The 26,241-nt window shown below is 67.9% G+C and carries 27 protein-coding genes and 1 pseudogene; 8 read left to right on the forward strand and 20 right to left on the reverse strand.

Annotation, left to right across the window (positions count from 1 at the left end; all coding sequences use genetic code 11):
- Positions 1–178: 178 nt before the first annotated feature.
- Genes MVF76_RS02245 through nudE form a run of 3 tightly spaced genes read right to left on the reverse strand, consistent with a single transcriptional unit; the run spans position 179 to position 1,944 of the window.
- Positions 179–586, reverse strand: coding sequence for a VanZ family protein (locus tag MVF76_RS02245; RefSeq protein WP_297527158.1), 408 nt, complete (start codon positions 584–586; stop codon positions 179–181).
- Positions 587–596: 10 nt separating this feature from the next.
- Positions 597–1,406, reverse strand: coding sequence for a 3'(2'),5'-bisphosphate nucleotidase CysQ (cysQ, locus tag MVF76_RS02250; RefSeq protein ID WP_297527159.1), 810 nt, complete (start codon positions 1,404–1,406; stop codon positions 597–599).
- On the reverse strand, positions 1,396–1,944 hold the full coding sequence (nudE, locus tag MVF76_RS02255) for an ADP compounds hydrolase NudE (protein WP_297527160.1): 549 nt from the start codon (positions 1,942–1,944) through the stop codon (positions 1,396–1,398). Before nudE ends, cysQ begins: the two co-directional genes overlap by 11 nt.
- Positions 1,945–2,104: 160 nt before the next feature.
- Here nudE and yrfG point away from each other — a divergent pair, with 160 nt between their 5' ends.
- The gene (yrfG, locus tag MVF76_RS02260) at positions 2,105–2,782 is read left to right on the forward strand and encodes a GMP/IMP nucleotidase (RefSeq protein ID WP_297527161.1); all 678 of its coding nucleotides are present in this window, start codon (positions 2,105–2,107) and stop codon (positions 2,780–2,782) included.
- A gap of 391 nt (positions 2,783–3,173) precedes the next feature.
- Here the strand turns inward: yrfG and MVF76_RS02265 are convergent, their stop codons facing one another.
- From MVF76_RS02265 to gspG, 12 genes are all read right to left on the reverse strand, one after another.
- Entirely contained in the window at positions 3,174–3,569 is a 396-nt protein-coding gene (locus MVF76_RS02265) for a YkgJ family cysteine cluster protein (protein ID WP_297527162.1), read from the reverse strand.
- Positions 3,570–3,625: 56 nt separating this feature from the next.
- Entirely contained in the window at positions 3,626–4,261 is a 636-nt protein-coding gene (locus MVF76_RS02270) for a hypothetical protein (RefSeq protein WP_297527163.1), read from the reverse strand.
- Positions 4,262–4,274: 13 nt separating this feature from the next.
- Positions 4,275–5,957, reverse strand: coding sequence for a hypothetical protein (locus MVF76_RS02275; protein WP_297527164.1), 1,683 nt, complete (start codon positions 5,955–5,957; stop codon positions 4,275–4,277).
- Between the two features lie 13 nt (positions 5,958–5,970).
- A complete protein-coding gene (locus tag MVF76_RS02280) occupies positions 5,971–6,114 on the reverse strand; it encodes a hypothetical protein (protein WP_297527165.1) in 144 nt (47 codons plus the stop codon).
- 128 nt (positions 6,115–6,242) lie between these two features.
- Positions 6,243–7,001, reverse strand: coding sequence for a type II secretion system protein N (locus MVF76_RS02285; protein WP_297527166.1), 759 nt, complete (start codon positions 6,999–7,001; stop codon positions 6,243–6,245).
- A complete protein-coding gene (gene gspM, locus MVF76_RS02290) occupies positions 6,998–7,489 on the reverse strand; it encodes a type II secretion system protein GspM (protein ID WP_297527167.1) in 492 nt (163 codons plus the stop codon). The genes MVF76_RS02285 and gspM overlap by 4 nt, the downstream gene beginning before the upstream one ends.
- A complete protein-coding gene (gene gspL, locus MVF76_RS02295) occupies positions 7,486–8,694 on the reverse strand; it encodes a type II secretion system protein GspL (protein WP_297527168.1) in 1,209 nt (402 codons plus the stop codon). The genes gspM and gspL overlap by 4 nt, the downstream gene beginning before the upstream one ends.
- 184 nt (positions 8,695–8,878) lie before the next feature.
- Positions 8,879–9,814, reverse strand: coding sequence for a type II secretion system minor pseudopilin GspK (gspK, locus tag MVF76_RS02300; protein WP_297527169.1), 936 nt, complete (start codon positions 9,812–9,814; stop codon positions 8,879–8,881).
- Positions 9,769–10,386, reverse strand: coding sequence for a type II secretion system minor pseudopilin GspJ (gene gspJ, locus MVF76_RS02305; RefSeq protein WP_297527170.1), 618 nt, complete (start codon positions 10,384–10,386; stop codon positions 9,769–9,771). Before gspJ ends, gspK begins: the two co-directional genes overlap by 46 nt.
- On the reverse strand, positions 10,383–10,754 hold the full coding sequence (gene gspI, locus MVF76_RS02310; RefSeq protein ID WP_297527171.1) for a type II secretion system minor pseudopilin GspI: 372 nt from the start codon (positions 10,752–10,754) through the stop codon (positions 10,383–10,385). Before gspI ends, gspJ begins: the two co-directional genes overlap by 4 nt.
- Entirely contained in the window at positions 10,751–11,287 is a 537-nt protein-coding gene (gene gspH / locus MVF76_RS02315; RefSeq protein ID WP_297527172.1) for a type II secretion system minor pseudopilin GspH, read from the reverse strand. The genes gspI and gspH overlap by 4 nt, the downstream gene beginning before the upstream one ends.
- A complete protein-coding gene (gene gspG / locus MVF76_RS02320) occupies positions 11,265–11,708 on the reverse strand; it encodes a type II secretion system major pseudopilin GspG (RefSeq protein WP_297527173.1) in 444 nt (147 codons plus the stop codon). Before gspG ends, gspH begins: the two co-directional genes overlap by 23 nt.
- 151 nt (positions 11,709–11,859) lie before the next feature.
- Between gspG and MVF76_RS02325 the strand changes: the two genes are divergently transcribed.
- The 5 genes from MVF76_RS02325 to MVF76_RS02345 all read left to right on the forward strand — a co-directional run bounded on the left by MVF76_RS02325 (position 11,860) and on the right by MVF76_RS02345 (position 17,747).
- The gene (locus tag MVF76_RS02325; protein WP_297527174.1) at positions 11,860–12,426 is read left to right on the forward strand and encodes a class II aldolase/adducin family protein; all 567 of its coding nucleotides are present in this window, start codon (positions 11,860–11,862) and stop codon (positions 12,424–12,426) included.
- Between the two features lie 58 nt (positions 12,427–12,484).
- Positions 12,485–13,291, forward strand: a complete 807-nt coding sequence (gene thiD, locus MVF76_RS02330) for a bifunctional hydroxymethylpyrimidine kinase/phosphomethylpyrimidine kinase (RefSeq protein WP_297527175.1) — start codon at positions 12,485–12,487, stop codon at positions 13,289–13,291.
- 62 nt (positions 13,292–13,353) lie between these two features.
- The gene (gene thiE, locus MVF76_RS02335) at positions 13,354–13,992 is read left to right on the forward strand and encodes a thiamine phosphate synthase (protein ID WP_297527176.1); all 639 of its coding nucleotides are present in this window, start codon (positions 13,354–13,356) and stop codon (positions 13,990–13,992) included.
- A gap of 138 nt (positions 13,993–14,130) precedes the next feature.
- A complete protein-coding gene (hemL, locus tag MVF76_RS02340) occupies positions 14,131–15,414 on the forward strand; it encodes a glutamate-1-semialdehyde 2,1-aminomutase (RefSeq protein ID WP_297527177.1) in 1,284 nt (427 codons plus the stop codon).
- 281 nt (positions 15,415–15,695) lie between these two features.
- Complete coding sequence (locus tag MVF76_RS02345; protein WP_297527178.1) at positions 15,696–17,747, forward strand: bifunctional DedA family/phosphatase PAP2 family protein; 2,052 nt, start codon at positions 15,696–15,698, stop codon at positions 17,745–17,747.
- A gap of 281 nt (positions 17,748–18,028) precedes the next feature.
- On the opposite strand, the gene MVF76_RS02350 is transcribed toward MVF76_RS02345, so the two are convergent.
- The 3 genes from MVF76_RS02350 to MVF76_RS02360 all read right to left on the reverse strand — a co-directional run bounded on the left by MVF76_RS02350 (position 18,029) and on the right by MVF76_RS02360 (position 20,646).
- On the reverse strand, positions 18,029–18,658 hold the full coding sequence (locus MVF76_RS02350; RefSeq protein WP_297527179.1) for a flavin prenyltransferase UbiX: 630 nt from the start codon (positions 18,656–18,658) through the stop codon (positions 18,029–18,031).
- Between the two features lie 78 nt (positions 18,659–18,736).
- Positions 18,737–20,122 carry a UDP-N-acetylmuramate:L-alanyl-gamma-D-glutamyl-meso-diaminopimelate ligase gene (gene mpl, locus MVF76_RS02355; protein WP_297527180.1) on the reverse strand — a complete coding sequence of 462 codons (1,386 nt, stop codon included), beginning with the start codon at positions 20,120–20,122 and terminating at the stop codon, positions 18,737–18,739.
- 11 nt (positions 20,123–20,133) lie between these two features.
- Positions 20,134–20,646: a hypothetical protein gene (locus MVF76_RS02360; protein ID WP_297527181.1), complete on the reverse strand. Its 513-nt coding sequence runs from the start codon at positions 20,644–20,646 to the stop codon at positions 20,134–20,136.
- Between the two features lie 81 nt (positions 20,647–20,727).
- Here MVF76_RS02360 and MVF76_RS02365 point away from each other — a divergent pair, with 81 nt between their 5' ends.
- Positions 20,728–21,858, forward strand: a complete 1,131-nt coding sequence (locus tag MVF76_RS02365) for a phospholipase D-like domain-containing protein (RefSeq protein WP_297527182.1) — start codon at positions 20,728–20,730, stop codon at positions 21,856–21,858.
- A 282-nt stretch (positions 21,859–22,140) separates the two neighbouring features.
- On the opposite strand, the gene MVF76_RS02370 is transcribed toward MVF76_RS02365, so the two are convergent.
- Positions 22,141–22,713 (reverse strand): DUF2238 domain-containing protein, encoded by a 573-nt coding sequence (locus MVF76_RS02370; protein ID WP_317622918.1) that lies wholly within the window; start codon positions 22,711–22,713, stop codon positions 22,141–22,143.
- Positions 22,714–23,448: 735 nt separating this feature from the next.
- Positions 23,449–24,087: pseudogene (locus MVF76_RS02375) on the reverse strand (adenylate kinase); the annotation flags it as partial.
- 608 nt (positions 24,088–24,695) lie between these two features.
- Between MVF76_RS02375 and MVF76_RS02380 the strand changes: the two are divergent.
- Positions 24,696–25,973: a 6-phosphofructokinase gene (locus MVF76_RS02380; protein WP_297527184.1), complete on the forward strand. Its 1,278-nt coding sequence runs from the start codon at positions 24,696–24,698 to the stop codon at positions 25,971–25,973.
- Positions 25,974–26,241 lie beyond the last annotated feature (268 nt).

The raw sequence follows: 26,241 nt of genomic DNA on the forward strand, positions 1-26,241 counted from the left end.
AGTCACGGTCAAGAGCGCCACTGAATCCACGGGAAGGGTCATGCGCGATGGGCACGTCGCTGCGCGACTTTGCCCATCCTACTGAAGCATTTCTTGTAGGATGGGCAAAGCGAAGCGTGCCCATCAATGCATATTGTCCTTTCCGTGGATTCAGTGGATTCCGTGGCGCTCTTGACCTTCAGCGCGACAACCGCGCCCGATACCAGCTCCGCATGAAGATCCAGGCGCCGTATGCAAACAGCACCCCGCCGAACAGGTCGGCAAGCATGTCATAGAAGTCCATCACCCGGGTCGGCACGAAGCTCTGGTGATATTCGTCGGTCAGTCCGTACAGGCCGGCCAGCACGCCGGCGAGCAACGCCTGGCGGCGCTCCAGCCCCTGCTCGCCGGGCCGCATGGCGGCCAGATAGAAGATGGCCAGGATGCCGAACGCGACGGCATGATAGAGCTTGTCCTCCCAGGGGAAATGCATGGGCATCCTGCCAGCCGGGAAGGACGACCAGTAGAAGATCAGCCCCATCCAGGCCAGCGCCGCCAGCGCGGCCAGGCCACGCATCAGGTTCAGAAGCGGCAGGGGCAGATACAAGGCGCGGGGCTCACAGGTACTCGGACCAGTTGCGCGAGTCGTCGCCGAACACCAGGAAATGCGGGTTGAGTAGCGAGTCCTTGGTGTTGTAGCGCAGGGTATTCATGTCGGTGTCGGTGAGCCGGCCGCCGGCCTCCTCCACCACGCACTGGGCGGCGGCGGTATCCCATTCCGAAGTCGGCCCGAGACGGGGATAGATATCCGCGCGGCCTTCCGCCACCAGGCAGATCTTGAGCGCACTGCCCATGCTGATGATCTCGTGCTCGCCGACCTTCTCCAGAAAGCGGTTGAGCGAATCGCCGCGATGGGAGCGGCTGCCGGCCACCACCAGCGGGCCGGGTTGCAGCTTGCGCACATGGATGGCCTCGGCCGGCGCGTCGCCGGTCTGGCGGAAGGCGCCGCCGCCGCGACAGGCGTAGTAGGTCACGCCCAGCACCGGCACATGCACCACGCCCAGCACCGGCTCGCCGCGGTGGATGAGCGCGATGTTCACGGTGAACTCGCCATTGCGCTTGACGAACTCCCGCGTCCCGTCCAGCGGATCGACCAGCCAGTACCAGTCCCAGCGCGCGCGCTCCTCGTAGGGCACGCTGGCGGACTCCTCCGACAGCACCGGCACATCCGGCGTCAGCCGCGCAAGACCCCCGGTGATGGCCCGGTGCGCGGCCATGTCCGCCGCAGTCAGCGGGCTTTCGTCGTCCTTGTGCTCGACATCGAAGTCGGTCTCGTAGATCTCCAGTATCCGGCAGCCGGCCTCGGCAGCCAGCGCGCGCACCTCGTCGAGCAGTGCGCAGGGGTCGATGCTGCTGTTATCGGTCATGCCTCATCCTCTCCTGGGCCAGAAACAGCGCGACCATGCTGCGCGCCTCGGTGAAATCATCCCGCGCCAGCAACGCCGGCAGCTCGGCCAGCCGCCAGGGTACCACTTCCACGGGTTCGGGTTCGTCGCCCTCGGCCTCGGCCGGGAACAGGTCTCGCGCCAGCACGATGTGGGTCACGTGACCGAAATAGCCGGGCGCCACCGTCACCGTCATCAGCGCCTCCAGCCGCCCGGCGCCGAGGCCGATCTCCTCGCGCAGCTCGCGCTGGGCGGTGGCCAGCGGATCCTCGCCCGGCTCGATGCGTCCCTTGGGAAAACCCAGCTCGTAGCGCTCGGTGCCCGCGGCATACTCGCGTACCAGCAGCACCGTCTCCGCATCGCGCGCCGGCACCACCAGCACCGCGCCGTCGGCCGAGCCGCGCAGCCGCTCGTACACCACCTCGGTACCATTGGCGAAGCGCAGGTCCAACTGCTCGATACGAAACAGGCGGCTGCGGGCAACGGTGCGGGTTCCGAGGATTTCCGGTGGTTTCGACATGGGGGCATTGTAGCGGAGACGGGAGTGTAGCCGGAACCCGGGCGTCCGCTGGCGACCCCTCGCGGAAAGATGCTAACCTCACCCGGTAGCACTACTTCCGACTTCTGTCTCCTGACCCCCGACTTTGTCTCCTGGCTCCTGCATTCCGACTCCCCCACCCATGCCCCCCTGGTCACACATCGATACCTTGCTGCTCGACATGGACGGCACCCTGCTGGACCTCCATTTCGACAACCACTTCTGGCGCGAGCATGTGCCGCTGCGCTATGCCGAGCGCAACGACCTGGCGTTGGAAGCCGCCAAGGCCGAGCTGTTTCCGCGATTTCAGGCCGCGGAAGGCACCATGGCCTGGTATTGCGTGGACTACTGGAGCGAGGTGCTGGACATGGACATCGCCGAGCTCAAGCGCGAGGTCGATCATCTCATCGCGGTGCATCCCCATGTCACCGATTTCCTTGATCTCGCCCGCGCGCGCGGCAAGCGGGTGCTGCTGGTGACCAATGCCCACCAGAAGGCGCTCGATCTCAAGATGGAGAAGACCCGCCTCGGCGGCCACTTCGACCGCCTGATCTGCGCCCACGACTATGGCAAGCCGAAGGAAGACCCCTCCTTCTGGGACTGGCTGGCCGAACGCGAACCCTTCGACCGCGAACGCACCCTGCTCATCGACGACAGCCTGCCGGTACTGCGCTCGGCGCGCGAATACGGCATCCGCCACCTGCTGGCCGTGCGCCGCCCGGACACCCGCGGACCCGACAAGGACACCGAGGAGTTCGAGGCGGTCGAGGGATTCGACGCGCTGGTCCGGGGCCTGCAGGGATCGATCGGGAAGCCCTGATTTTTTCAAGAGCGCCACGGAAACCACCGAATCCACGGAAGGGATGAGGGTGTGTGGCGATGGATGTGTCGGGTCGCACGCGGTTCTGTCTGGCGTTCACCCTTGAACGCCGAGGCCGTGGAGACGCAGGGCGCACAGAGCATTTCCTGTTTGATCCATGACCGCCTCTGCGTGCTCTGCGCCTCGGTGTACTCCGTGTTACATGCCGGCCGTTCCCGTCTGTGTGACATGCCGGCTGCCCCTGTCGTGATGGGCACGTCGCTGCGCGCCTTTGCCCATCCTACCGGGACCTCCCTTGTAGGATGGGCAAAGCGAAGCGTGCCCATCGCACCTCATCCTTTTCCGTGGATTCGGTGGTTTCCGTGGCGCTCTTTCTCTTGCCCCCGATCCCTCAGCGCTCGTCCCAGCGCCTGAAGCGCTTGCGGCAATAGGCCAGCAGCTCGTCGTAGTCACGGAAGAACAGCTCGAAGCCCTCCTCGGCCGGCGCATCGAACTCGCAGTAGTCGTTGCTGTAGTCGCGGCAGACCTGCGGCCGGGTAGCGTAGATCCGGCAGCGACCGTCATCTCCGAGCATGGTGCAGCGGTTGTTGATGAGCAGGAACCAGCCGTCGCTGTCCTTGTAGGCCTGGATGTTCTCGTGGGCGAGCTGCCAGAGCAGATGATCGAAGTCATCGCGCGAACGCGGCCCCGGGATCTTCTGGGTGATGTAGGTGCAGCACTTGGTGCCGGGGCAGAAACTGCACTTGGTCTCGGAGGTGAGTTTGGCGGGCAGGGGCTTGCGGGACATGTTCAGGATATCCGAAGGGTGGCCAACCGAAAGAATAACGCCGCGAAGGCGCGCCGTCAGCTACCCAACCGGTAGATCAGGCGGATGGGCCTGCCGTGGCGTTCGATCTCGACGGCCAGCTGCCCGGCCTCGAGCTGGCGATAGAGCTGTCCGGCGTCCACCCGGTCATCAAGGGGAATGCCGTTGACACGCCGCACCAGATCGCCCGGCTGCAGGCCGATCTCCTTGCGCAGCGGCTCGGGGATGGCGTTGGCGTAATAGCCGTCGACCCTGCCATTCTGCTGATGGGGAATCACATCAATGGCTGCGACGATCTCCGGCAAACGCAGCGGATCTAGGCGAAAGGCAGAGCCCCCGTCCGTGCGCCCGGGCTGGGGCCCGGACAACCGTGCCCCGAATGACAGCCGGCGTGAGACACCCTGCTCGCTGACCAGCGCGTGATCCGCCGCCACCGTCTCCAGGCGCATGCCGGGCACCAGCCATTCACCCACCTTGCGCATGACCTGGCCACCGCCATCGGGGCGCTCGACAATGGCGTAGCCCTGCGCCTCGCCGAGAACGACCGTCCCCCGCAGCACCCACTCATCCATGCCCCACGCGCGGCTGTGCAGCGCCAGCAGCAGCCACAACAGCAGCCCCGGCCACCACCTCGTTCCAGTGGTGGCCGGGGCGCTCGACAGGCCCTGTCGCATGGCCGGCATCGCCTCAGTTAAGGCTGGGTTGCATCATCAGCTTGATCAGTGCATCACGCTCGGCGGCACTGATGGCCGTGCTGCCGTCGGTGGTGCCGCTGATGTTGCCGGCAAGGGTCGCCAGCCCGTTGACGAAGTTCAGCCGCGCCTGCTGGCGCTGCTGGGCGGTTGGCTGATTGTTGTTGTCCCAGATGGCATAGCGGGTGTTTTCCAGGATCTGGACGTCTTCCATCAGCCCCATCAGGGCCGCGAACTCGGCCGGCATGCCCATGCTGGTGAAGTCGTGGCGCTGACCGTCGATGCCATTGCCGGGATTGTCGTCGCTGTCCAGCCAATTCTGCATGTTGGTGGGCACGGGCGTGGTGTCGCGGGTATAGCCAAAGCTGCCACCCGCGTTGAGCACGCTTGCCACCCAGCTCACCGCGACGGTCTGCGGGATCGGCCAGTTGACCTGGTTGCCGTTGAAGTCGTACTCCATGCCAAGATCCGAGGGCAGGGTGTTGACGCTCACCCCCAGGGCCGATGCGACACTGTTCTTCATGTCGCTGATCTCGCTGTTGTTCGAACGTATCGCGGTCTGGAAACTGCTCCAAGCGGCCTGGAAGGCGGTATCGATGGCCTGCTGGACCTGCTGCTCGGTAACGCCGGGATTGGCAGCCAGATAGGCCTGCGGGTCCATAAAGTAGTCGCCGTACTGGGTGTCGATCTGCTGCTGGGCAGAAATGAAGGTCTGTACGCCGGAATTGAAGCGATCAATGAGTGCCTGCGACCCACCCAGCGTCCCGAGAGCGTCCGTGTACTCCTTCTTGATCGCAATCGATGCAACACGATTGAAGAAGCCGTTGACCGCAGCCATCACGGAGTTCTGGAAGCCTGACGAAAGCGACTGCATGGCCGCATCCAGCCCCGTGGCGTCGCCGGCCGCATCGAAGGCCGCCAGCAGCAGCTGGGGATCGATGCCGGCTGCGTCCCCGGCGTCGATGAGAATGTCGCCCATGAGGCCGCCGGCCTTGGCGAGATCATCATCGGATGCGCTGTCCACCGCTGTCTTGAAGAAGGCCACGTAATCGGACATGTCCTTCGTCCCGGCCGTGCCGTTGTAGATGATCCTGTCCTTGAATGTTTCGAGCGCGGACTGGCTCACCCCGTTGTTGAGCAGAAAGGCCTCCATGCCATCGTTGCCACGAATCGCGGTCGCCATCATCTGGCTGAGGCCGGGGATATCCGAGTCTGCCAGGCTCGCCGAGCGGATGAAGACCAGCCCGAAGGCGGCAGCCAGCGGATCATCGGTGCTGTTGTCCGTCATCGAGGCCCGCAGGGCCTCGGCCTGGACGTCCGAAAGCGGGTTGACGCCGACCAGGTTGGTGTCGCCGGCGCCCGGTGCCGGGGCAATGCCCTGGCGCACCACGCTACCGTTGCCATCCTTGACCTGCAGCAGCACGAAATGGGTCTGGTCGGCGGTCGGCAGGCCGCTGAGATCGAAGCTGATCTTGCCGTTGCTGTCGGCCGTCGCACTGGTGGAACTCAGGCTGGTCACGGAGCCGTCGCTGTTGATCTGCGACACCACGACCGTGTAGCTGGCGCCCGCCGTGAGGGCCGCCGCCGGCATCACCGGCGCCATCGCCAGGGCCAGCGCCAGACCGGCACCGGCCGCAAGACCGCGCACCTCGCGCGCAATGAATTGATGCAGTTTCATCGTGATTACCCCCTCAGGACGCACTGCCCGAGATACCGCCCGAGCTGCTGCCCGAACCACTTCCGCCACCGCCACAGCCGGTGACACCGACGGCCACCACCAGCAGGACACCCAGCACCGCGGCGACGCGGCGCACTGTCGTTGGTACTGAAAACATGATCTTCCCTCCCTCCTGTGGAAATACGGGACTGACAGGCGCGAGGCTGCATCAGCCGTGCCAATCACGAGGCCTGGCGATAAATCAGCACGTTACCGAAAACTGGAAGAGGAGGGTGACGGATGGGGTCAGTCGGCGCCCACAATTTGACGAGGCAGGCGACCCACCAGCGTCAGCCGATGGTCGCCCGACGCATCCGGCGCGCCCAGCAGCCCGAGGGCATCGCGCAGCGCGCGAGCAGCGTCGGCGCGGGCCCGCAGCTTCAGGTCCAACCGGTAGTGGCCATCGCGTTCGAGGCGGGCACTGCCGGCCAGCGCCAGCGGACCGCCCTGGTCTTGCATCTCGGCCAGCAGCGCATCGCCTTCGCCACGCAGTCGGACCTGCAGGTCGCCCAGCGGCAGGTTCAGCGGCGCGGCCAGTGCAGCGGACTTCCAGACGAGCGCGCCCTCCAGCCGGTCGGGCCAGTCGCCGCGCCCGCTGGCGGCCAGTTCCCGGATCAGGAGCCGGCCGCTCGCTTCGATGCCCCAGCGGTCCAGCAGCGGCCGGAAGAACTCGGCCGGGAGTTCGGCGCGGGGCATGCGCAGCCACCAGCGGCCGGTGAGACCGGCCGCGATCCGGGCCTCGATCGCGGGCGATCCGGTGGTCAGCCGGAAGCCGAGCCGGCCCAGTACCAGGCTGGCGGGCCGCAGCCGCCAGCGCAGGGACTCGAAACGCAGCGGACCGGCCGCAAGCACGGCGGCCTGGCCGCGCCAGAGCGTGCCCTCGGGGGCCTGAACGGCAAGCGGCTCGGGCAGGCCGCTCAGCCAGCGTTCCGCCGGCCAGGTGAACAACAGGAACAGGGCCAGGACACAGAGCGCCGCGAGACCCGCGGCGAGGCGTGACCTCATGGCGCGGCCGCGGCCAGGGTCAGGCGCGCATCGACCCGCCCCGGGGCCTCGGCCGCCTCGATATCGACGGCCTCGGCACGGATGCCGTGGCGGGTCTGAAGCTGATCCAGCCAGAGCACCAGCTCATCGAAGGCCGCGCCCTCCAGCCGCAGGCGCACGCGGTCGCGGCCCTCGGGTTCCAGATGGCGCAGCGCCGGGGCCAGCCGGCCGGCGCGCACCGACTGGTCGACCACGGCCAGCAGCGAGCGTCCACCCAGCCCGGCAGAGCGCGCCCCGCCGCCGGCCTGAAGCTGGCGAATGCGACCGGCGTCCTCGCGCATGGCCTCGTAGGTCACGCGCTGCTCGGAGACGCTGCTGTCCAGTTCGGCCAGGCGCTGGCTGAAGGGCGACCACAGCAGCGCCCAGCCGAGCAGGATCAGCGCCAGCAGACCACCGCCACCGACCAGCAGGCGTTCGCGCGGTGCCAGCCCCTGCCACCAGTGCTTCATGAGCGCACCCTCGCCAGCCGCAGCCGGCCCTCGACGCCCTGCTCCCCGCTGGCGCTGGCCGACTGCAGCTCGACCTGCAGATCGGGCCGCTGCGCAAGCCGCTGGCGCAGGGCTTCGAGGGTCTGCACGTCGGGGGCCGTGACCGAGAGATCGAGCCGGCCGTCGCGGAAGTGCAGGCCCTTCAGCCGGACCCCCTGCGCCCCGGCCAGCGGTTCGCCGGCGGCGGCCAGCAACGCGAGGAACTCGTCCCCGGCCGCGCCCTGCCCCCGCGCCAGCGCCTCGAGCTGCTGGCGCATCTGTACCGGCGCATTCACTACCCGCCGGGCCTGGGGAAAGGTGTTGCGGTACAGCGTTTCCATGCGCGCATCCAGCTCCGCCGCCGTCTGCTGCAGCCGCCAGTACTCGACCCCCTGGCGCAGCCCCGCCACCGCAACCACCGCCACCAGCAGCACCGCAACCGCGCGCCAGGGGGCCCACAGCCGGCGCGCCCCGGACTGGCGGGCATAGTCGCCCTGCAGCAGGTCGATGGCCTCGCCGCGGGCCGCCTCGCGGGCCAGTACCACCAGCGGATGGGTCACCCGTTCCAGCCGGGCCTCGGGAAAATGCCGGCTGATGTCCTCGGGTAGGGCCTCCTGGGTGGAGAACACCTGCAGCGGCGGCGTGGTGTCGGGCGCCAGCAGGGTCTTCAAGGTGGGCAGGTCGGCGTGGCGCACCGCCAGCACCGTCTCGCCGGTGCGCAGCAGTGCCTCGTCGGCGTCGGTCTCCAGCAGCACCCAGCCCTCGCCGCGCGGCAGCAGATCGCCCTCGGCGTAGACATGGGTCGCTTCCAGGCCCGCCTCGGCCAGGCGCGCCAGCCAGTGTTCCAGGCAGCGCCGGGCGATCACCACCACCGGGACCGGCTGTTCGTTTCCGGCCCGGCCGATGGCGAAATGCAGGGCCTCCAGATCCTCCGCGAGCTGGTCCTCGAGGGCATAGGGGACGGCCTGGCGCAGGCGCTGGCGGTTGCGTGTGGGCACCGTCGCGCGGGTGAGCAGGGTCTCGGCCGCCGGCAACACCACCCACACCGGCTCGCCCTGCCAGCGGGCCGCCAGCGTCGCCGGATCGGTCCGCTCCGGGCGGGTGCGCAGCTCGCCCTCCGGCGTCACCCACGCGGCCTCGACGGCATCGTCGCCGGTTCGGAAGCGGATCAGCAGGGCATCGGTCATGGTATCGGTGGCGGTTGGCCTGTCGTTATGGTTTCAGGCGTGACCATACCCCATTTCGGGCCGATTCCGAACCACCGGCGGCGGGATCGCCATGCGGTGGCCGGGCACGCCACCGTGCCATTTGACGGCATACCCCGGATACAGGCCGAAGGCCGGAATCCGGGGCAACAGCGCCTCACGCCCCTCACAATCCCCCAAGACTCCGCAGGCGCACGCTCACATCCCCCCCCTGGCGTTCCAGCACCGAGACCTGGCGCGCACGCGCGGTGCCGAGGCGGACATCGGCGAACACGGCGAAATGGCCGCTGCCGGTGGCCAGACCCTCGGGGCCGACCGCCCGGCCGGCGAATGTGTCGTGGGCGAGGAAGTCAGCAACGGTGTCGAAGGGCTTGTCGCTGCGGGCATCCACCAGCGCCTCGGCGTCCGCGGCGGAAAGGTCGGGGAACAGGGCCTGCAGCAGCAGCGGCGGCGCGGTGTTGACGTTGACGGACGCCCGTCCCGGCAGGGCGCTCAGGTAGGGCCGCAGGCGCCGCACGGCCTCGGCATCGAAGCCCTCGACCAGGCGCAGCTCGCTGACGCTGGCGAAGGGGGCGTTGGCGGCACGATAGGGCGGCTCGCGGGTGCTGTAGCGGTCGTCCTCGGCGCCACCCGGAAAGCGGGTTTCGAGATCGGCATCCATCCAGTCCAGCACGGCATTCGCCAGCGCAGGGTCCAGTTCCAGCAACTCCAGCAGGCGCCGGAAGCGTGCCACGGCGCGTTCGTCGGGCGCTCCGTCAGTGGTCAGCAGGTTGTTGAGATTGAAACGACCCTCGAGGTCCTCGATACGGCCGGCGATCTGGCCGCCGGTGACCGCCAGCGGCGGCAGTTCACGGGCCCAGTCCTCGTCCAGGTGATCCACCGGCCCGTCCTCCAGGTCGCGCCGCAGCAGCACCCGCGCCCAGTCCTCGACCCCCGCGGCGTAGGCCGCGGCCTGGTCGGCATCGAGCTGGTTGGCGGTGCGCCGCACGTCGTAGTGCTGCCGGGTGGCCATGGCCACCGCGGCCAGCGTCGCCAGCGCCACCACCAGCAGCGCGGTCAGGAGGGCGACGCCGGACTGGCGTCCGGCAGCCGGAACAGCCATCGCAGTTCTCCGTAGCCTTCGGTCTCGAGGATCAGCTCCACCGCACGCGGCAGGGCCGGCGCCTGCGGCCGGTTGCGCGGGGGCCATTCTTCATGCCAGGCGTCGGCCTCGTCGAGAAAGCGCACTTCCGCGCGCTCGATGCCCTCGCCCAGCCGCTCGCGCCGCGGGGCCTCGCCCTGCACCCGATCCAGCGCCCACCAGCCCGCCCGCTCCAGGCCGCCGTCGTCGGTCAGGCGCCAGACCACCCGCCGCAGCTCGCTGCGCGGCTGCCCGGCCGGATTGCGCCAGCCGGCGCGGGTCAATTCGACGAGATTGCCGTCGAGATGGCCGAGCAGCGCCGGGCGCCGGTCCCCGAAGGCGTCGCGCACCGGCCGGTCGACGGCCTGGGTGAGATCACGCTCCAGCCGGCGGTACAGCAGCTGCAGGCGGCCCAGCGCCTCGGCCTGCTCCGCGACCGCCGCACGGGTGCTCATCACCGTGTTCAGGCCGCCGTAGGCCAGCAGCGCGAGCACGGCGAAGATGGCCAGCGCCACCAGCAGTTCGATGAGGGTGAAGCCGCCGTGCCGCCTCATTCCGGCCGTCCCAGGTAGCCGGTGAGTTCGGCCAGCACCTCGTCCTCGCCGGCGTTGGCCGGCCGCACCCGGATCAGCACCCGGCGCACGTCGGCATCCGGGGTGGGCTCGACGCGGGTCTGCCAGATCCAGTCGCGGCCGGCGAAGCGCAGCCGGTCGCTGGCCCGGCCCACGGCCGGCCATTCCCGCGCGAGTTGCAGCTCGACAAGCCGGTTGCGGGCGATCCAGTGCGCGAGGGTGCGTTCCTGCAGGTAGGCCTGGTTGCCGGTGTAGTCGCCCACGGCGCGCACGGCGGCGAACAGCGCCAGCGCCAGCACGGCGAGCGCCACCAGCACTTCCAGCAGGGTGAAGCCGCGGGCCTGCCTCATGTCGCTTCCGCGTGGCGTTCGAGGCGGCCGTCGGGGTAGCCGAAGACGCGCGCCACATGCTCGGTGCCGGCATCGCGCAGCACCAGCTCGAAGCCGGTCAGCTCGCCGGAGGACAACAACAGGATGTCGGGCGACGGGGCGTCAGCGTCTCCATCGGCGGCATCGGCAAGTGCCGCCGGCTGGCCGTCCAGCAGCAACCGGGCCTCGATGCCCTCGGGCCAGTGCCGCGGCCGGAAGGTGGGGTCCGCCACCGGCCGCCAGCCGTCGTCCTCGAGATAGAGGAAGCGATAGCCCGCCTCGTCCAGGGCCAGGCCCCATTCCTCGCCACGCAGCACGGCCTGTTCGGCGGCAAGCCGGGTGAGCTGGCGGAAGCGCTCCGCGGCCTCTTCGAGACGTTCGGCGCGGCGGTCGCCGCCGAGGTTGAGGGTGGCGAAGGTGAGGATGATGCCGATCAGGGCGATGACGACCAGCAGTTCCAGCAGGGTGAAGCCGCCGGAACGAAACCGGCCGTTACTCGAGATTCCAGTTGCCAATGTCGTCGTCGCTGGGACGACCGTCGGGCCCCAGCGAATAGAGGTCGATGGCGCCGTGCTGGCCCGGGTTCAGGTACTGGTAGGGGCGCCCCCAGGGATCCTTCGGCAAGCGGTCGATATAGCCCCCGGCCTTCCAGCGCGGCGGCTCGGGATCGGTCGGCTTCTTCACCAGCGCTTCCAGGCCCTGATCGGTGCTGGGATAGTCGTAGTTGTCGAGCCGGTAGAGGTTCAGCGCCGCTTCCAGCGCACGGATGTCCTGGCGGGCCTTGACGATGCGCGCCTCGTCCGGCCGGTCCATGATGCGCGGCACCACGATGGCGGCGAGGATGCCGAGGATCACCACCACCACCATGATCTCGATCAGGGTGAAGCCCCGCTCGCGCCCGCCGGCGGGCGTCGCCCGCCCGAATCCCATGACCATCCCTCTGTCCCTGCCCTGTCGCATATCAAATTCAGGAATGCCGCCCATTCTAACCGATTCGTTGCCGGTGTTGGGCATGTCGCTGCGCGCCCCTGCACGCCCTGCAACCCCTTGTATCCCGCCTCTTGCATCTTGTATCTTGCGTCTCACCATGAACTCCCGAGAGGCACTGGTCCGAACCCATCGCTGGCTGCGCCGGCACGGCCTCAATGACTCCCACAGCGGCAATGCCTCGGTGCGCGAGGGCGACGACTTCTGGATCACGCCCACCGGCGCCTGTGCCGACAGCCTGGAGGCCGACGACCTGGTGCGCTGTCCGGTCGAGGGCGAGATTCCCGACGGCGCCTCGCTCGACGCGCCGCTGCACCAGGCGGTGTACCGACGGGTCGCCGATGCCGCCACGGTGCTGCACAGCCATGGCCCGCACGCGATCGCCATGACCCTGGACGGCCACGACTTCGTGCCCGACGACTTCGAGGGCCGTTACTACTTCGAAAGGATCCCGGTACTGGACATCGCCTTCGACGACTATGTCAGCGAGTCGCCCCGGCGGGTCGCCGCCAGCCTGGCGCGCTTCCCGGTGTGCGTGGTCCGTGGCCATGGCGTGTACGTGTGCGCGCCGAACCTGGATCTGGCCTACAAGCGCACCTGTTCCTTCGAGTCCAGCGCCCGGCTCAGCCTGCTGGGCCGGCTGGCCGGCACCCTGCCGGCGCGATAGCCGGTGGCCTGGTGATACACTTGGCCGCCGTATCCCAGCCGAGCAGAATCGCCCGCCCATGAGCCAGGCCAGTTCCCCCGTTCCCGTCGTCCTCGCCTTCTCCGGCAACGATCCCAGCGGCGGCGCCGGCATCCAGGCCGACATCGAGTCGCTGGTCAGCCACGGTTGCCACTGCGCGCCCATCATCACCACGCTGACGGTACAGGACACCCAGGACGTGCAGAGCATCGCGCCGCTGGACGGCCTGCTGGTGATGGAGCAGGCACGCGCCGTGCTGGAGGACATGCCGGTGGCCGGCATCAAGATCGGCCTGCTGGGCAGTGCCGACGTGGTCGAGAGCATCAGCGCGGTGCTGGAGGATTATCCCAACATCCCGGTGGTACTCGATCCGGTGCTGGCCTCGGGCAAGGGCACCGGGCTGGCCGACGACGAGGTACTGGAGGCCATGGACAGCCTTCTGCTGCCGCACACCACCGTGCTCACGCCCAACAGCGTGGAGGCGCGCATCCTGTCGCCCGAGGCGGACAGCCTCGATGCCTGCGCCATGTCACTGCTGGAACGCGGCTGCGAATTCGTGCTCATCACCGGCACCCACGAAAACACGCCGCACGTGGTCAACCGCCTGTATGGCAACAACCGCCTGCTGGAGAGCTTCACCTGGGAGCGCATCAACGGCCAGTTCCACGGCTCCGGCTGTACTCTCGCCGCCAGCATCGCCGGCCTGCTGGCACAGGGGCTGGAACCCTTCAGCGCCATTCACGAGGCCCAGGAATACACCTGGGAGACGCTCAAGCACGGCTACCGCGTCGGCATGGGCCAGTCGCTGCCGAACCGGTTGTTCTGGGCGCAGTCGGATGAGGCGTGAGACGTTCGAAGTGTAGCCCGGATGGAGCGCAGCGGAAGCCGGGAATCCCTGTTGCCCCGGACATGACCCCGCCCGATCCCCGCCTGCGCGGCCTCTATGCCATCACCGATCCGGTCCTGCTGCCGGACGAACGCCTGCTGGCGGGCGTGGCCGCGGCCATCCGGGGCGGCGCGCGGCTGGTCCAGTATCGCGACAAGGGCAGGGACCGCGACCGCCGCCTCGCTCAGGCGCGGGGGCTGGCACGACTCTGCAGCGAATCGGACGCCCTGCTGATCGTCAACGACGATCCCGAGCTGGCGGCCAAGGCCGGGGCCCATGGCGTGCACCTGGGGCGCGACGATGCCCCGGTCGCCGAGGCGCGCCGTCTGCTGGGCGAGTCGGCCATCATCGGCGTGTCCTGCTATGCCGACCCCGCGCGTGCAGAGCGGTTCGCGGCCGAGGCCGACTATCTCGCCTTCGGCCGTTTCTTTCCCTCGCGCACCAAGCCCGATGCCCTGCCGGCCGACCCGGCGCTGCTCGGCGACGCGCGCCGCCTGGGGCGACCGCTGGCCGCCATCGGCGGCATCACCGCGGACAACGGGGCCGGGCTCATCGCTGCCGGCGCTGACATGCTGGCCGTCATTCACGGCGTCTTCGGCCAGCCGGACATCGAGGCCGCCGCACGCGCGCTGGCCGGCCTGTTTTCCCGGAACCGGGAATAGCCCGGCGCCGCGCGCCTTGCCAACCCGGAATCCAGCCCGGAAAATGGCCCATCGGCTTCCGGCACCTGACTGCCGAATCCCGACTTCTGGCTTCTGACTCCTGACTTCCGCTCCTGACTTCCAACCCCGAGGTACCCCATGACCCGATCCCATGACCTGTTCCAGCGTGCCCAGCGGCATATCCCCGGCGGCGTGAACTCCCCCGTGCGCGCCTTCAAGGGCGTGGGCGGCGAGCCGGTGTTCTTCGAGCGTGGCGAGGGGCCGTACCTGTATGATGCCGACGGCCGGCGTTACCTCGACTATGTCGCCTCCTGGGGACCGATGATCCTGGGCCATGCCCACCCGGATGTGTTGCGGGCGGTGCAGGAAACAGCGGCGCGCGGGCTGGGCTTCGGCGCGCCGACGGAGATCGAGATCGAGATGGCCGACCTGCTCTGCGAGCGGGTGCCGTCGATGGACATGGTACGCATGGTCAGCTCGGGCACCGAGGCCACCATGAGCGCCATCCGGCTGGCGCGCGGCTTCACCGGGCGGGACAAGATCGTCAAGTTCGAGGGCTGCTACCACGGCCATTCGGATTCCCTGCTGGTCAAGGCCGGCTCGGGCGCGCTCACCCTCGGCGTGCCGACCTCGCCGGGCGTGCCGGTGGCGCTGGCCGAACACACCATCACCCTGGAGTACAACAACCTCGACCAGGTGCGCGAGGCCTTCGCCCATGTCGGCGGCCAGATCGCCGCCGTCATCGTCGAGCCCGTGGCGGGCAACATGAACTGCGTGCCGCCCGCCCCGGGTTTTCTGGAAGGGCTGCGCGAGGTCTGCGATCAGTACGAATCCGTGCTCATCTTCGACGAGGTCATGACCGGCTTCCGCGTCGGGCCCTCGGGGGCGCAGGGCCTGTACGGCGTCACGCCCGACCTGACCACGCTGGGCAAGGTGGTCGGCGGCGGCCTGCCGGTCGGCGCCTTCGGCGGCAAGCGCGAGATCATGGAACAGATCGCGCCGCTCGGCCCCGTCTACCAGGCCGGCACCCTGTCGGGCAACCCGGTGGCCATGGCCGCCGGGCTGGCCACCCTGCGCGGCACCGAGACCCCCAACTTCTACGAGCTGCTCGCGGAAAAGACCCGTCGCCTGGCCGACGGCATCGTCGAGCGCGCCCGCGCCCATGGCATTGCCATGACCGCGAACAGCGTCGGCGGCATGTTCGGCCTGTTCTTCACCGACGCCGAGCGGGTGGAAAACTTCTACCAGGTCGGGCAGTGCGACCTGAACCGCTTCAGGCTGTTCTTCCACGAAATGCTCGAACGCGGCGTCTATCTCGCCCCCTCGGCCTACGAGGCCGGTTTCGTCTCCGCCGCCCATGACGACGCGGCCATCGACGAAACGCTCGCTGCCGCCGAGGCCGTGTTCGCCGGCATGAGTTGAGGCCGCCCCGTACGCTGGGGCAGACGCGGCACTGGCGGATCTTCCCGGATCGCGGCACCTGAACGCAGAGCGCGGAGACCGCAGAGTTTTTGAAACGTGCTTTTCTCCGTGCCCCGGTTGCTCGCCGGACTCCGCGTTCCACCCGCCGCCATCAAAGCCTCGTAGCCCGGATGCAGCGCAAGCGGAATCCGGGAAGTCCTGTTACCCCGGATTCCGGCCTTCAGCCTGCATCCGGGCTACGCGCCCTCACCCATCACGCCTGACGCCCTTATAATCCCCCCATGCTCAGCGCCCTGTCCCAGTTCTTCGGGCAACTCATGGACCAGACCGTGACCTGGATCCAGTTGCACCCGCACTGGGCGAACCTGGCCATCTTCGTCACCGCGGCGCTGGAGTCACTGGCCATCGTCGGCCTGTTCCTGCCCGGCGCGGTCATCATGTTCGGCATCGGCGCCATCGTCGCCACCGGCGCGCTGGAGCTGGGTCCGACCCTGCTGTGGGCCGCGGCGGGCGCGGTGCTGGGCGACGGCGTGAGCTTCTGGCTGGGCCGGCACTATCACCAGCGGCTGCGGGTGATGTGGCCCTTCCGCCAGTATCCGCGGCTGGTCAATCACGGCGTGGACTTCTTCCACAAGCATGGCGGCAAAAGCGTGGTGCTGGCCCGCTTCGTGGGACCGGTCCGTCCCATCCTGCCGGCGGTGGCGGGCATGCTGAACATGCCGCCCTTGCGCTTCCTGACGGTCAACCTGCTGTCGGCATTGCTGTGGGCGCCGGCCTACATCCTGCCCGGCGTGGCCTTCGGGGCCTCGGTGGGGCTGGCGGCGGAGGTTGCGGGCCGGCTGGCGCTGCTGCTGATCCTGCTGCTGGGCCTGCTGTGGCTGAGCGGCTGGCTGACCTACCGCCTGGTGCGCTGGCTGTATCCCCATGCAAACCGCCTGCTCAATCGCATCCAGGCCTGGAGCCGCGGCCATCCGGTGATCGCGCCGCTGGCCGGCGCGCTGCTGGACCCCGATCATCCCGAGGCCCGCGGCCTGGCAGTACTGGCGATGCTGCTGGGCGTGGCCAGCCTGCTGTTCGCCACCCTGCTCACCGGCTTCCTCTCCGGCACCGATGCCCTGGTGCATGCGGCGATGATGGAGCTGCGCACGCCACTGGCCGACCGGCTCATGGTGCTGATCACGGAACTGGGCGACGCCACCGTGCTGCTGGGCGTGCTCGTCGGCACCTGCCTGTGGCTGCTGGCGGGCCGCCACTGGCGCGCGACGGTCCACTGGGTCGCGGCCTTCGCCGTGGCCGCCGTGCTCGTCCGGCTACTCAAGCTCTGGATACAGGCACCGCGGCCCATGGCGCTCTATGAAGGCATCAGCGCCTACGCCTTCCCGAGCAGCCACGCCACACTGGCCACCGTCTGCTACGGCTTCCTCGCCGTCATCGTGGCCCGCGAGCTGCGCGGCCCCTGGCGCTGGCTGCCCTATACCCTGGCCAGCCTGCTGGTCAGCCTGATCGCCTTCTCGCGCCTGTATCTCGGCGCCCACTGGCTGTCCGACGTGCTCGGCGGGCTGTCGCTGGGCCTGGCGACGGTGGCCCTGTTCGGCATCGCCTATCGTCGCCACCCGGCCGAGCCCCTGTCGCCGGCGGGCACCTCGGCCGTGTTCGCGATCCTGCTCGCCGGCATCACCGCCTTTTACGCCAGCCAGCGACTGGATACGGACCTCGCCCGCTACCAGCCGCAGACAGGGGTGGAACGCATGGCGGCGGCGACCTGGTGGGACATCGGCTGGGCCGCCCTGCCCGACCATCGCGCCGACATCGCCAACCGCCGTACCCAGCCCCTTAACCTGCAATACGCCGGCGAGCTGGCTGCGCTGGAGCGAGAACTGGCAACACGCGGCTGGGCCCGCCCGCCCGCACTGGACTGGCAGCGCGCCTTGCTGTGGTTGTCACCGCAGTCCGATCCCTCGAAGCTGCCTGTGCTGCCGCAGGTCCATGATGGCCACCACGAGTCGCTGCGCCTGATACGTCACCAGAACGGGCAACTGTTCGTGCTCCGGCTGTGGCCGTCGGACTTTGCGCTGTCGGGTCCGGACCGTCCCCTGTGGGTCGGCAGTTCGAGCGAACTGCGGCTGCGCGAGGGTCTGCTGCTGCGCTGGCTGGAAACGGCGCCGGACTTCGACACGCCGCTGGACCGGCTGCAGGCCGCCCTCGCCCCGCCGCTCGAATGGCGCGTTGTGCGTGCCCCGCCCGAGGCGCGGCACCCCGGCTGGAGCGGGCGGGTGCTGCTGGTGCGCGAAGGACAGGGCGCCGAGGATTTCGGGAACACTGAGCGCCACTGAAATCTATGGAAAGGGGGATATGTGATGGGCACGCTTCGCTTTGCCCATCCTACAAGAGACTGAGGCCGCGGAGGCACAGAGCAATCGCATGTTTGGTTGTGAAGGCCTCGGCGTGCTCTGCGTCGCCTGTCGGCTGTCCCTGTCGTGATGGGCAAGTCGCTACGCGCCTTTGCCCATCCTACTGAAGCATCTCTTGTAGGATGGGCAAAGCGAAGCGTGCCCATCAATACACATCGTCCTTTCCGTGGATTCAGTGTCTTCCGTGACGATCTTTACAACCTTCAGTCCAGCGGCCCGGTCTCGCCCCAGCGGCTGGAAAGGGTGTGCGGGACCTCGAGGTGGTCGAGGATGCGGGCGACGATGAAGTCGACCAGGTCCTCAATGCCCTCGGGGCGGTGGTAGAAGCCGGGATTGGCGGCGAGCATGACCGCGCCCATGCGCGCGAGGCGCAGCATGTTCTCGAGATGGATTTCGGAGAAGGGCGTCTCGCGCGGCACCAGGATCAGTCGGCGACGTTCCTTGAGCACCACGTCGGCGGCACGCTCGATGAGGCTGCTGCTGGCACCGCAGGCGATGGCGGCCAGCGTGCCCATGGTGCAGGGGCAGACCACCATGGCGCGCGGGGCGCTGGAGCCGCTGGCCACGGGCGCTGTCCATTCCTTGCGTCCGAATACCCGGATCTGATCCTCGTCGGCGGCGAAATACTCGGTCAGAAAGCGCTGCATCTCGGCCGGCCGGCCCGGCAGCTTGATGTCTGTCTCCATGGCGATGACGATCTGCCCCGGCTCGGAGACCATGAGCTGTACCTGCTCGCCAGCCTCGACCAGGCATTCGAGCAGACGCAGGGCATAGTGGGCACCCGAGGCACCGGTGATGGCGAGGGCGACGGGCTGGCGTGCATGTGTTCCCATGTAGACCCGCATGTTGCACCAGGGCGGCAGCCGGCAGTGTGCAGCTTCGCTCGTTGAAAGGCAACAAGGGGCGGCAACTCACTCCGGACGGGATCCGCTCGTCGCCTCGCCCAGCGCCGCCAGCAGCCGCTCGTGGATGCCGCCGAAGCCGCCGTTGCTCATGACCAGGATCACGTCGCCCGGACGGGCGGCGCGGGCGGCCTCGCGAACGATGGCGTCGATGTCGTCGTGGATGCGGGAGGGTGGGCGCAGCAGGCGCGTGGCCTCGGCCAGATCCCAGCCAAGTTCCGGCGGGCGGAAGAACCAGACGGCATCGGCCGCGTCCAGCGCCGGCGCCAGCCGGTCGCGGTGCACGCCCATGCGCATGGTGTTGGAACGGGGCTCGAGGATGGCGAGGATGCGGCCACCGTTCATGCGCCGGCGCAGCCCGGCGAGCGTGGTGGCGATGGCGGTCGGATGGTGGGCGAAGTCGTCGATAACGGTCACATCGCGCACCACGCCACGCACCTCCATGCGGCGCTTCACGCCGCGGAACGCACCCAGCGCCTCGATCCCGGCCGCGGGCGGCACCCCGGCATGGCGCGCCGCGGCCAGCGCGGCGAGGGCGTTGTGCATGTTGTGCAGGCCGATCTGGTCCCATTCGACCGTGCCCTGCGGCTCGCCCTCGAACAGCACCTCGAAACGATGGGCATCGGCCGCCAGCGGCCGCGCCTGCCACTGGGCCGGGAACTCGCCGACGGAGACCGTTTCCGTTGGCGTCCAGCAGCCCATTTCCAGCACCTCGGCGAGGTTGCCGTCGTTGGCGTTCTCGATGATCAGGCCCTTGCCCGGCACGGTGCGGATCAGGTGATGGAACTGGCGCTGGATGGCCTCGAGGTTGGGGAAGATGTCGGCGTGATCGAACTCCAGGTTGTTGAGTACCAGCGTGCGCGGCCGGTAGTGCACGAACTTGGAGCGCTTGTCGAAGAAGGCGGTGTCGTACTCGTCGGCCTCGACCACGAAGAAGGGCGCCTTGCCCAGCCGCGCACTCACCCCGAAGTTGGCCGGCACGCCGCCGATCAGGAAACCCGGGGACAGGCCGGCATGCTCCAGTATCCAGGCCAGCATGCTGGCGGTGGAAGTCTTGCCATGGGTGCCGGCAACGGCCAGCACCCAGCGGTCGCGCAGGATGTGCCGCGCCAGCCACTCCGGCCCCGAGGTGTAGGGCAGCCCGCGGTCGAGCACGGCCTCGACCTCGGGGTTGCCGCGCGACAGGGCATTGCCGATCACCACCTCGTCGACCCTCTCCGGCAGGTTGTCGGCGGCGTAGCCTTCCTTCAGCGCAATACCCTGTTCGGCGAGCTGCGTGCTCATGGGCGGATAGACGCCGGCGTCGGAACCGCTGACATCGATGCCCGCCTCGCGCGCCAGCAGGGCGATGCCGCCCATGAAGGTGCCACAGATGCCCAGGATGTGAATGTTCAATTCATGTCACCTCAGGAGACCGGAAGGGGAAACACCGCCTGTACCAGGATCTGTGATATCAGGAAATAGGCCACGCTGATGCCCAGCCCCGCCATCAGCGAGATCTCCAGCGCATGGCGCAACACATGCCCAAGAATGGCCAGACTCCAGCCCAGCAGCACCAGCAGGCCGAGCAGCGCACCGCCGCCCTCGCCCTCGGCGGCCCGATTGACCGCAAACAGCAGCGGCAGCGCCAGCAGCCCGATCAGCGCCCAACTTCCGGTCACTGCCGTCAGGGCCTTGGTCAGCCGCTCGCGGTGTCCGCCGATGCCCAGCACCAGCTGCAGCGTGGCGGCCAGCAGCAGGGTGTCGAGCAGGCTGGCACCGAGCGCACGCCAGTCACCGAAGTAGCTCAGCCCGGAGACCACGCCCACCGTGGCATAGGCCGCGACGCTCAGCCACATCAGCGCCGTCGAGTGCGGCAGCCGCTGCGGGCCCGCGCGCAGCAGGCAGATGTCGATGAAGATGCGGATCAGGGCGTTCATGCAGTGCTCCGTTGGCTTGCGTCCATTCTACCCGACCGTCGCAGCCTTGCACCGGCGCGGTCCGCCGGGTAGCGTGGCGCCATGGCCGGGACCGACAACGGGGACTTCGGGTGCTGGCGCGACGGCAACCGCTTCGAACTGCTGGTCGATGGCGGCGTCTTTCTGCCCGCAATGCTGGACGCCATCGGCCAGGCGCGGCAACGCATCCTGCTGGAACTCTACCTCATGGAGAGCGGCCGCACCGCGGACCGCTTCATCGAGGCCCTGACCACGGCGGCCCGACGCGGCGTGGCCGTTCATCTGCTGCTCGACGATTTCGGCAGCCACGGGCTGCGCACAGCCGACCGGCAGCGGCTGGTCGACGCCGGCGTGGAACTCTGCTTCTACAACCCCATTCGCCCGGGCAAGCGCCGTCGCAACCTGTTCCGGGATCACCGCAAGCTGCTGCTGATCGACAACCACACCGCCTTCACCGGCGGTTTCGGCATCACCGACGAATTCAACCCGGAGACTTCACCCGCACCCTGGCGGGAAACGGCGGTGCGCATCGAAGGCGAGGTGCTGCACGACTGGCAACAGGTGTTCCTGCGCAACCACGCGCGCTGGTCGCAACGGCCACTGGCGCTGCTGCCGGCAACCCCGCGGGGCGACATGCGCGGCCGGGTGGCCGAATCGGTCAGCCTGCAGCGCTCCGCGATCAGGCGCCACCTGCGCCGCTCGATTCGCCGTGCCCGGCGCCGTGTCTGGATTGCCACGGCCTATTTCATCCCCAGCCGTCGTCTGCGACGGGCGCTGGCACACGCCGCGCGGCGCGGGCTCGACGTGCGGCTGCTGCTGCCCGGGCCGCTGACCGACCATCCGGCCGTACGCCACGCCGGCCGCCGCTTCTATACGCGGCTGCTGCGCGCCGGGGTGCGCATCCACGAATACCAGCCGCGCTTCACCCACCAGAAGGTCGCACTCTGCGACGACTGGGTGGTGATCGGTTCCAGCAACCTGGACCGCTGGAACCTGCGCTGGAATCTCGAAGCCAGCCAGGAAATCCTCGATGCCGGTTTCGCCAGCCAGGTCGCCGACATGTTCGAGCACGACCTCGCCGAGTCACGGGAAATCCTGCTGGAACGCTGGCTGGCCCGGCCGGCGCATGAACGCTTCGCCGAATGGTTCTTCGGCAGCCTCGACCTGCTCTCGGAACGCTGGCTGGGGCGCTGAGGGGGCAAGGACAGAACGCCACGGAATCCACCGAACCCGCGGAAAGGATCATTGCAGTTCCGGCAGGATAGGCAGAGTCGCGTGGCAACGCCCCTATCACCACGGGGACAACCGGCAGTTCCAGTAGGATGGGCAAAGTCGCGTAGCGACGTGCCCATCAGGTTTTTACCACCGATGTGATGGGCGCGGCCCTGCAGCCCGCAGGAATGCAGAGGCCGCAGAGACGCATACGTCGTCTCCCGGCTCTTCCTCCGGTGATGGGCACGCTTCGCTTTGCCCATCCTACGGGACGCTCTTGGTGGCAGTGCGGTCGGGTCGGAGCCAGAGGAACAGGCCGAGCGAGAAGACGGCACCGAGGGTATCGGCCAGCATGTCCTTCTGCGCGTCCCATTCGTCGCCCTGCGAACCCAGAAAGGCGGCGCCGGCATCGCCGCCCTCGGCGACGGCATACCACCATTCGATGATCTCGTAGCCGGCGGCGACGCTCATGATGGCGAAGAGCGCAAACAGCAGCGCCAGCCCGGTACCGCAATGCCGTCGGCGGGTCAGCCACTCGGCAATGGCAAAGGCGTAGAAGCCGACCGAAAAATGCCCGATGCGATCGAACTGGTTGCGCTCGGAGCCGATCAGTTCGTTGAACCAGTCGAAGGGCACCTCGGCGAAGGTGTAGTGGGCGCCAATCGTGTGCCAACAGAGCCAGACCGACATCAGCAGCAGGGCGGCATTCGAGAACCGGAAACGCCGATACAGCCAGGCCAGCACCGCGAACACCAGCACCAGCGGCAGGGCCTCGGCGATCCAGACGGCGCGGGAATGGGGCTCGATCGCGGACCAGATGAACAGGGCAACGAACATGGCCGCCAGCAGCGCGGCCAGTGACGGACTCGAGCGGGTCAGGAACACGGCCGACCGCTAGCGACGGCGCGCACCCTTGCCGCGGGCCGGTTTCTTCTTCGCTGCCTTCTTTCTGGTGACCTTCCTTTTCGCTGCCGGCTTCTTCTTTGCTGCGGCCTTTTTCGCAACCTTCTTCCTGGCGGTCGGCTTCTTCTTCGCTGCAGCCTTCTTGCCCGCCCCCGCCTTCTTCTTCGCCACCGGTTTCTTCTTCACGGGCGCCTTCTTCGCCGCAACCTTCTTCCTGGCCACGGCCTTTTTCTTCGTCGCAGACTTCTTCTTCGCGGCCTTCTTCCTGGTGGCAGTCTTTTTCGCCACAGGCGCTTTCACGGTGGCAGACTTCCTGGCGACCTTCTTCTTCGCCGACGGTTTCCTTTTCGCAACGGCCTTCTTCGCTGCCACCTTCTTCTTCACCGCAGCCTTCTTGCCGACGGCCTTCCTGGTGACTGCCTTCTTCACCACGACCTTCTTCGCGGCGGCCTTTTTCTTTGCCGGGGCCTTGCCGGCGGCCTTTTTATCGGCAGCCTTTTTCACGGTGGCAGCCGTCTTGCCGGCGGACTGCCCGCCCCTGGCGGCCGCCTTGCCCGCGGCGGCAGCACCATCGGACTGCTGACGGGCGCGCTGGGCGGCGATTGCTTGTGCGGCGCGGCTCGGCGCGGCCTTCCCCTTCGCAGGACGGACGGATTCCTTCGGCAACTGGTCGAGCACCCGGACGATGGCACGGAACACGTCCTCGACATCGGCCTGGCCCTGGACACGGCGCAGCGTCCCCTGTCGACCGTAGTAGTCGATCAGCGGGGCGGTCTGGGTCTCGTACACCCGGAGACGATTGCCGATGGTCTCCTCGTTGTCGTCGGCGCGATGATGCAGGGTGCCGCCGCAACGATCGCAGACGCCGTCCACGCGCGGCGGGTTGGAGTAGATGTTGTAGGTGGCGCCGCAGGACAGGCAGGTATAGCGGCCGGTCAGGCGCTGCATCAGGGCGTCGAAGTCGACGTCGATCAGGATCACGGCCTGCAGCGGGCGCCCGAGCTCATCGAGCAGCTGGTCGAGCGCTTCGGCCTGGGCGAGATTGCGCGGGAAGCCGTCGAGGATGAAGCCCTTGCGCGCATCCGGCTTGCGCAGCCGCTCACGGATGATGCCCAGCACGATCTCGTCGGAAACCAGCTGGCCGGCATCCATGGCTGCCTTGGCCATCCGGCCCAGCGGCGTGCCCTCTGCCACCGCTGCCCGCAACAGGTCACCGGTAGAGATCTGCGGTATCCCATACTTCGCCTCGATGCGCGCCGCCTGGGTCCCCTTTCCGGAGCCCGGCGCTCCCAGCAGTACGATTCTCATTCTGGCCCCTTCCGTCCTTTGTGATGGTTGTCGCCCCGCCGTTCCACCAAGCCTGGAACGCCATTCACCCAAAGTCATTAAGTATTTTGCATGGGCTTATACAAATTTTTAGATGGCTCTTGCAGAACCCTCCCGCTAAGCTAACTGCTCACGTTGCACTGAGTCAACGAAGCAAATCGAAAAACTTCTTGGGGACTGGACAGTTAGGCCCTGGCGGCGTTGTTCGCGCCCACCCTTCGGCCATTCACGCGACATGACCAAGATCCCGGACTTCGACGCCTCGGACCCCCGCGCCCTCACGACCGCCCTCGACGAGCGCTCCACGCGCGGTTCGGGCCTGCCGGGTTCCGGGACTCGGACCGCGGCCGCAAGCGAGGGCTCCGGGGCGCGGGCCGCAGCCCCCTCGATGACCTGCGCCGGAGATCCGAAACCGATGGCCGGGCGTACGATGGCTGCGCCGGGCGCGTAACTGCCCGCCCGGTCGCTTGGGGATACCACGCCCTGGCGGAGCGACTGGCGCCAGACACCGAACTGAATGCCGGGTGTCCGAGCCGGGCGGCGGCACCGGACAAGTCAAAACACACACGCAAAAGATGGGGAGTAGTGCCATGGCCAGATCGAGCGAACGCAAGAATGCCTTCTATGCCCAGTCCGGCGGCGTGACCGCCGTCATCAACGCCAGCGCCTGCGGCGTGATCGAAACCGCGCGCAAGCACAAGGACCGCATCGGCAAGGTCTATGCCGGCCGCAACGGCATCATTGGCGCGCTCACCGAGGACCTCATCGACACCAGCAAGGAACCGGCGCGCAACATCGCCGCCCTCCGCCACACACCGTCCGGCGCCTTTGGTTCCTGCCGCTACAAGCTGAAGAGCCTGGAGGAAAACCGCCGCGAGTACGAGCGCCTGATCGAGGTCTTCGAGGCCCACAACATCGGCTACTTCTTCTACAACGGTGGCGGCGATTCGGCCGACACCTGCCTGAAGGTCTCCCAGCTCTCCAAGAAGATGGGCTACCCGATCCAGGCGATCCATGTGCCCAAGACGGTGGACAACGACCTCCCCATCACCGACAACTGCCCCGGCTTCGGCTCGGTGGCCAAGTACATCGCCATCTCCACCCGCGAGGCCAGCTTCGACGTGGCCTCCATGGCCAAGACCTCGACCAAGATCTTCGTGCTGGAGGTCATGGGACGGCACGCAGGCTGGATCGCCGCCGCCGGCGGCATGGCCGCGAGCGAGGACTGCGACCTGCCCATCGTGATCCTGTTCCCGGAAGTGACCTTCAACCAGACGAAGTTCCTGCGCGCGGTGAAGGAAAAGGTGAAGCAGTACGGCTACTGCTCCATCGTGGTCTCGGAAGGCGTGCGCGACCGCTCCGGCAAGTTCCTGGCCGACCAGGGCCTGAAGGATGCCTTCGGGCATGCGCAGCTCGGCGGCGTGGCGCCGGTGATCGCCGGCATGATCCGCGACAAGCTGGGCTACAAGTATCACTGGGCCGTGGCCGACTACCTGCAGCGTGCCGCCCGCCATATCGCCTCCAAGAGCGACGTGGACCAGGCCTACGCGCTGGGCAAGGCGGCCGTGGAGATGGCCCTGGCCGGCAAGAACTCGGTCATGCCGACCATCGTGCGCACCTCCAACAAGCCCTATCGCTGGAAGATCGGCGAGGCGAAACTGTCGCGTGTTGCCAATGTCGAGAAGATGATGCCCAAGGGCTTCATCTCCCGCGACGGCTTCGGCATCACCAAGCGCTGCCGCGATTACCTGTTGCCGCTGATCCAGGGCGAGGACTACCCGCCCTACGGTCGTGACGGCATGCCGAAGTATGTACAGCTCAAGAATGCGCCGGTGAAGAGGAAACTCGGCGACTTCAAGCTGAAGTGATGTAACGACAAGGGCGCCTTCGGGCGCCCTTTCTGGTCCGGCGAGGGCGTCCGGACCTGGACCCGATCCGGGCGCGGGAGCCGACAACGCTTCCGCATCGGCCCGGTTTTCGAGGCCCTTGACGGGGGTCAAGGCGCCATCCACCTGAAGGCGGATAAAGCAAAAGGTAATTCCTAACTATTTCGGACCAGAATTGGCTCAATTTCAGTGATGGAGACCCGCTTCATGAGCTGTAAAACAAGGGGTAAGAGGTCCTCATCGCGGTGAT

The organism is Thiohalobacter sp. (assembly GCF_027000115.1).
In the GTDB taxonomy this organism is placed as follows: domain Bacteria; phylum Pseudomonadota; class Gammaproteobacteria; order Thiohalobacterales; family Thiohalobacteraceae; genus JALTON01.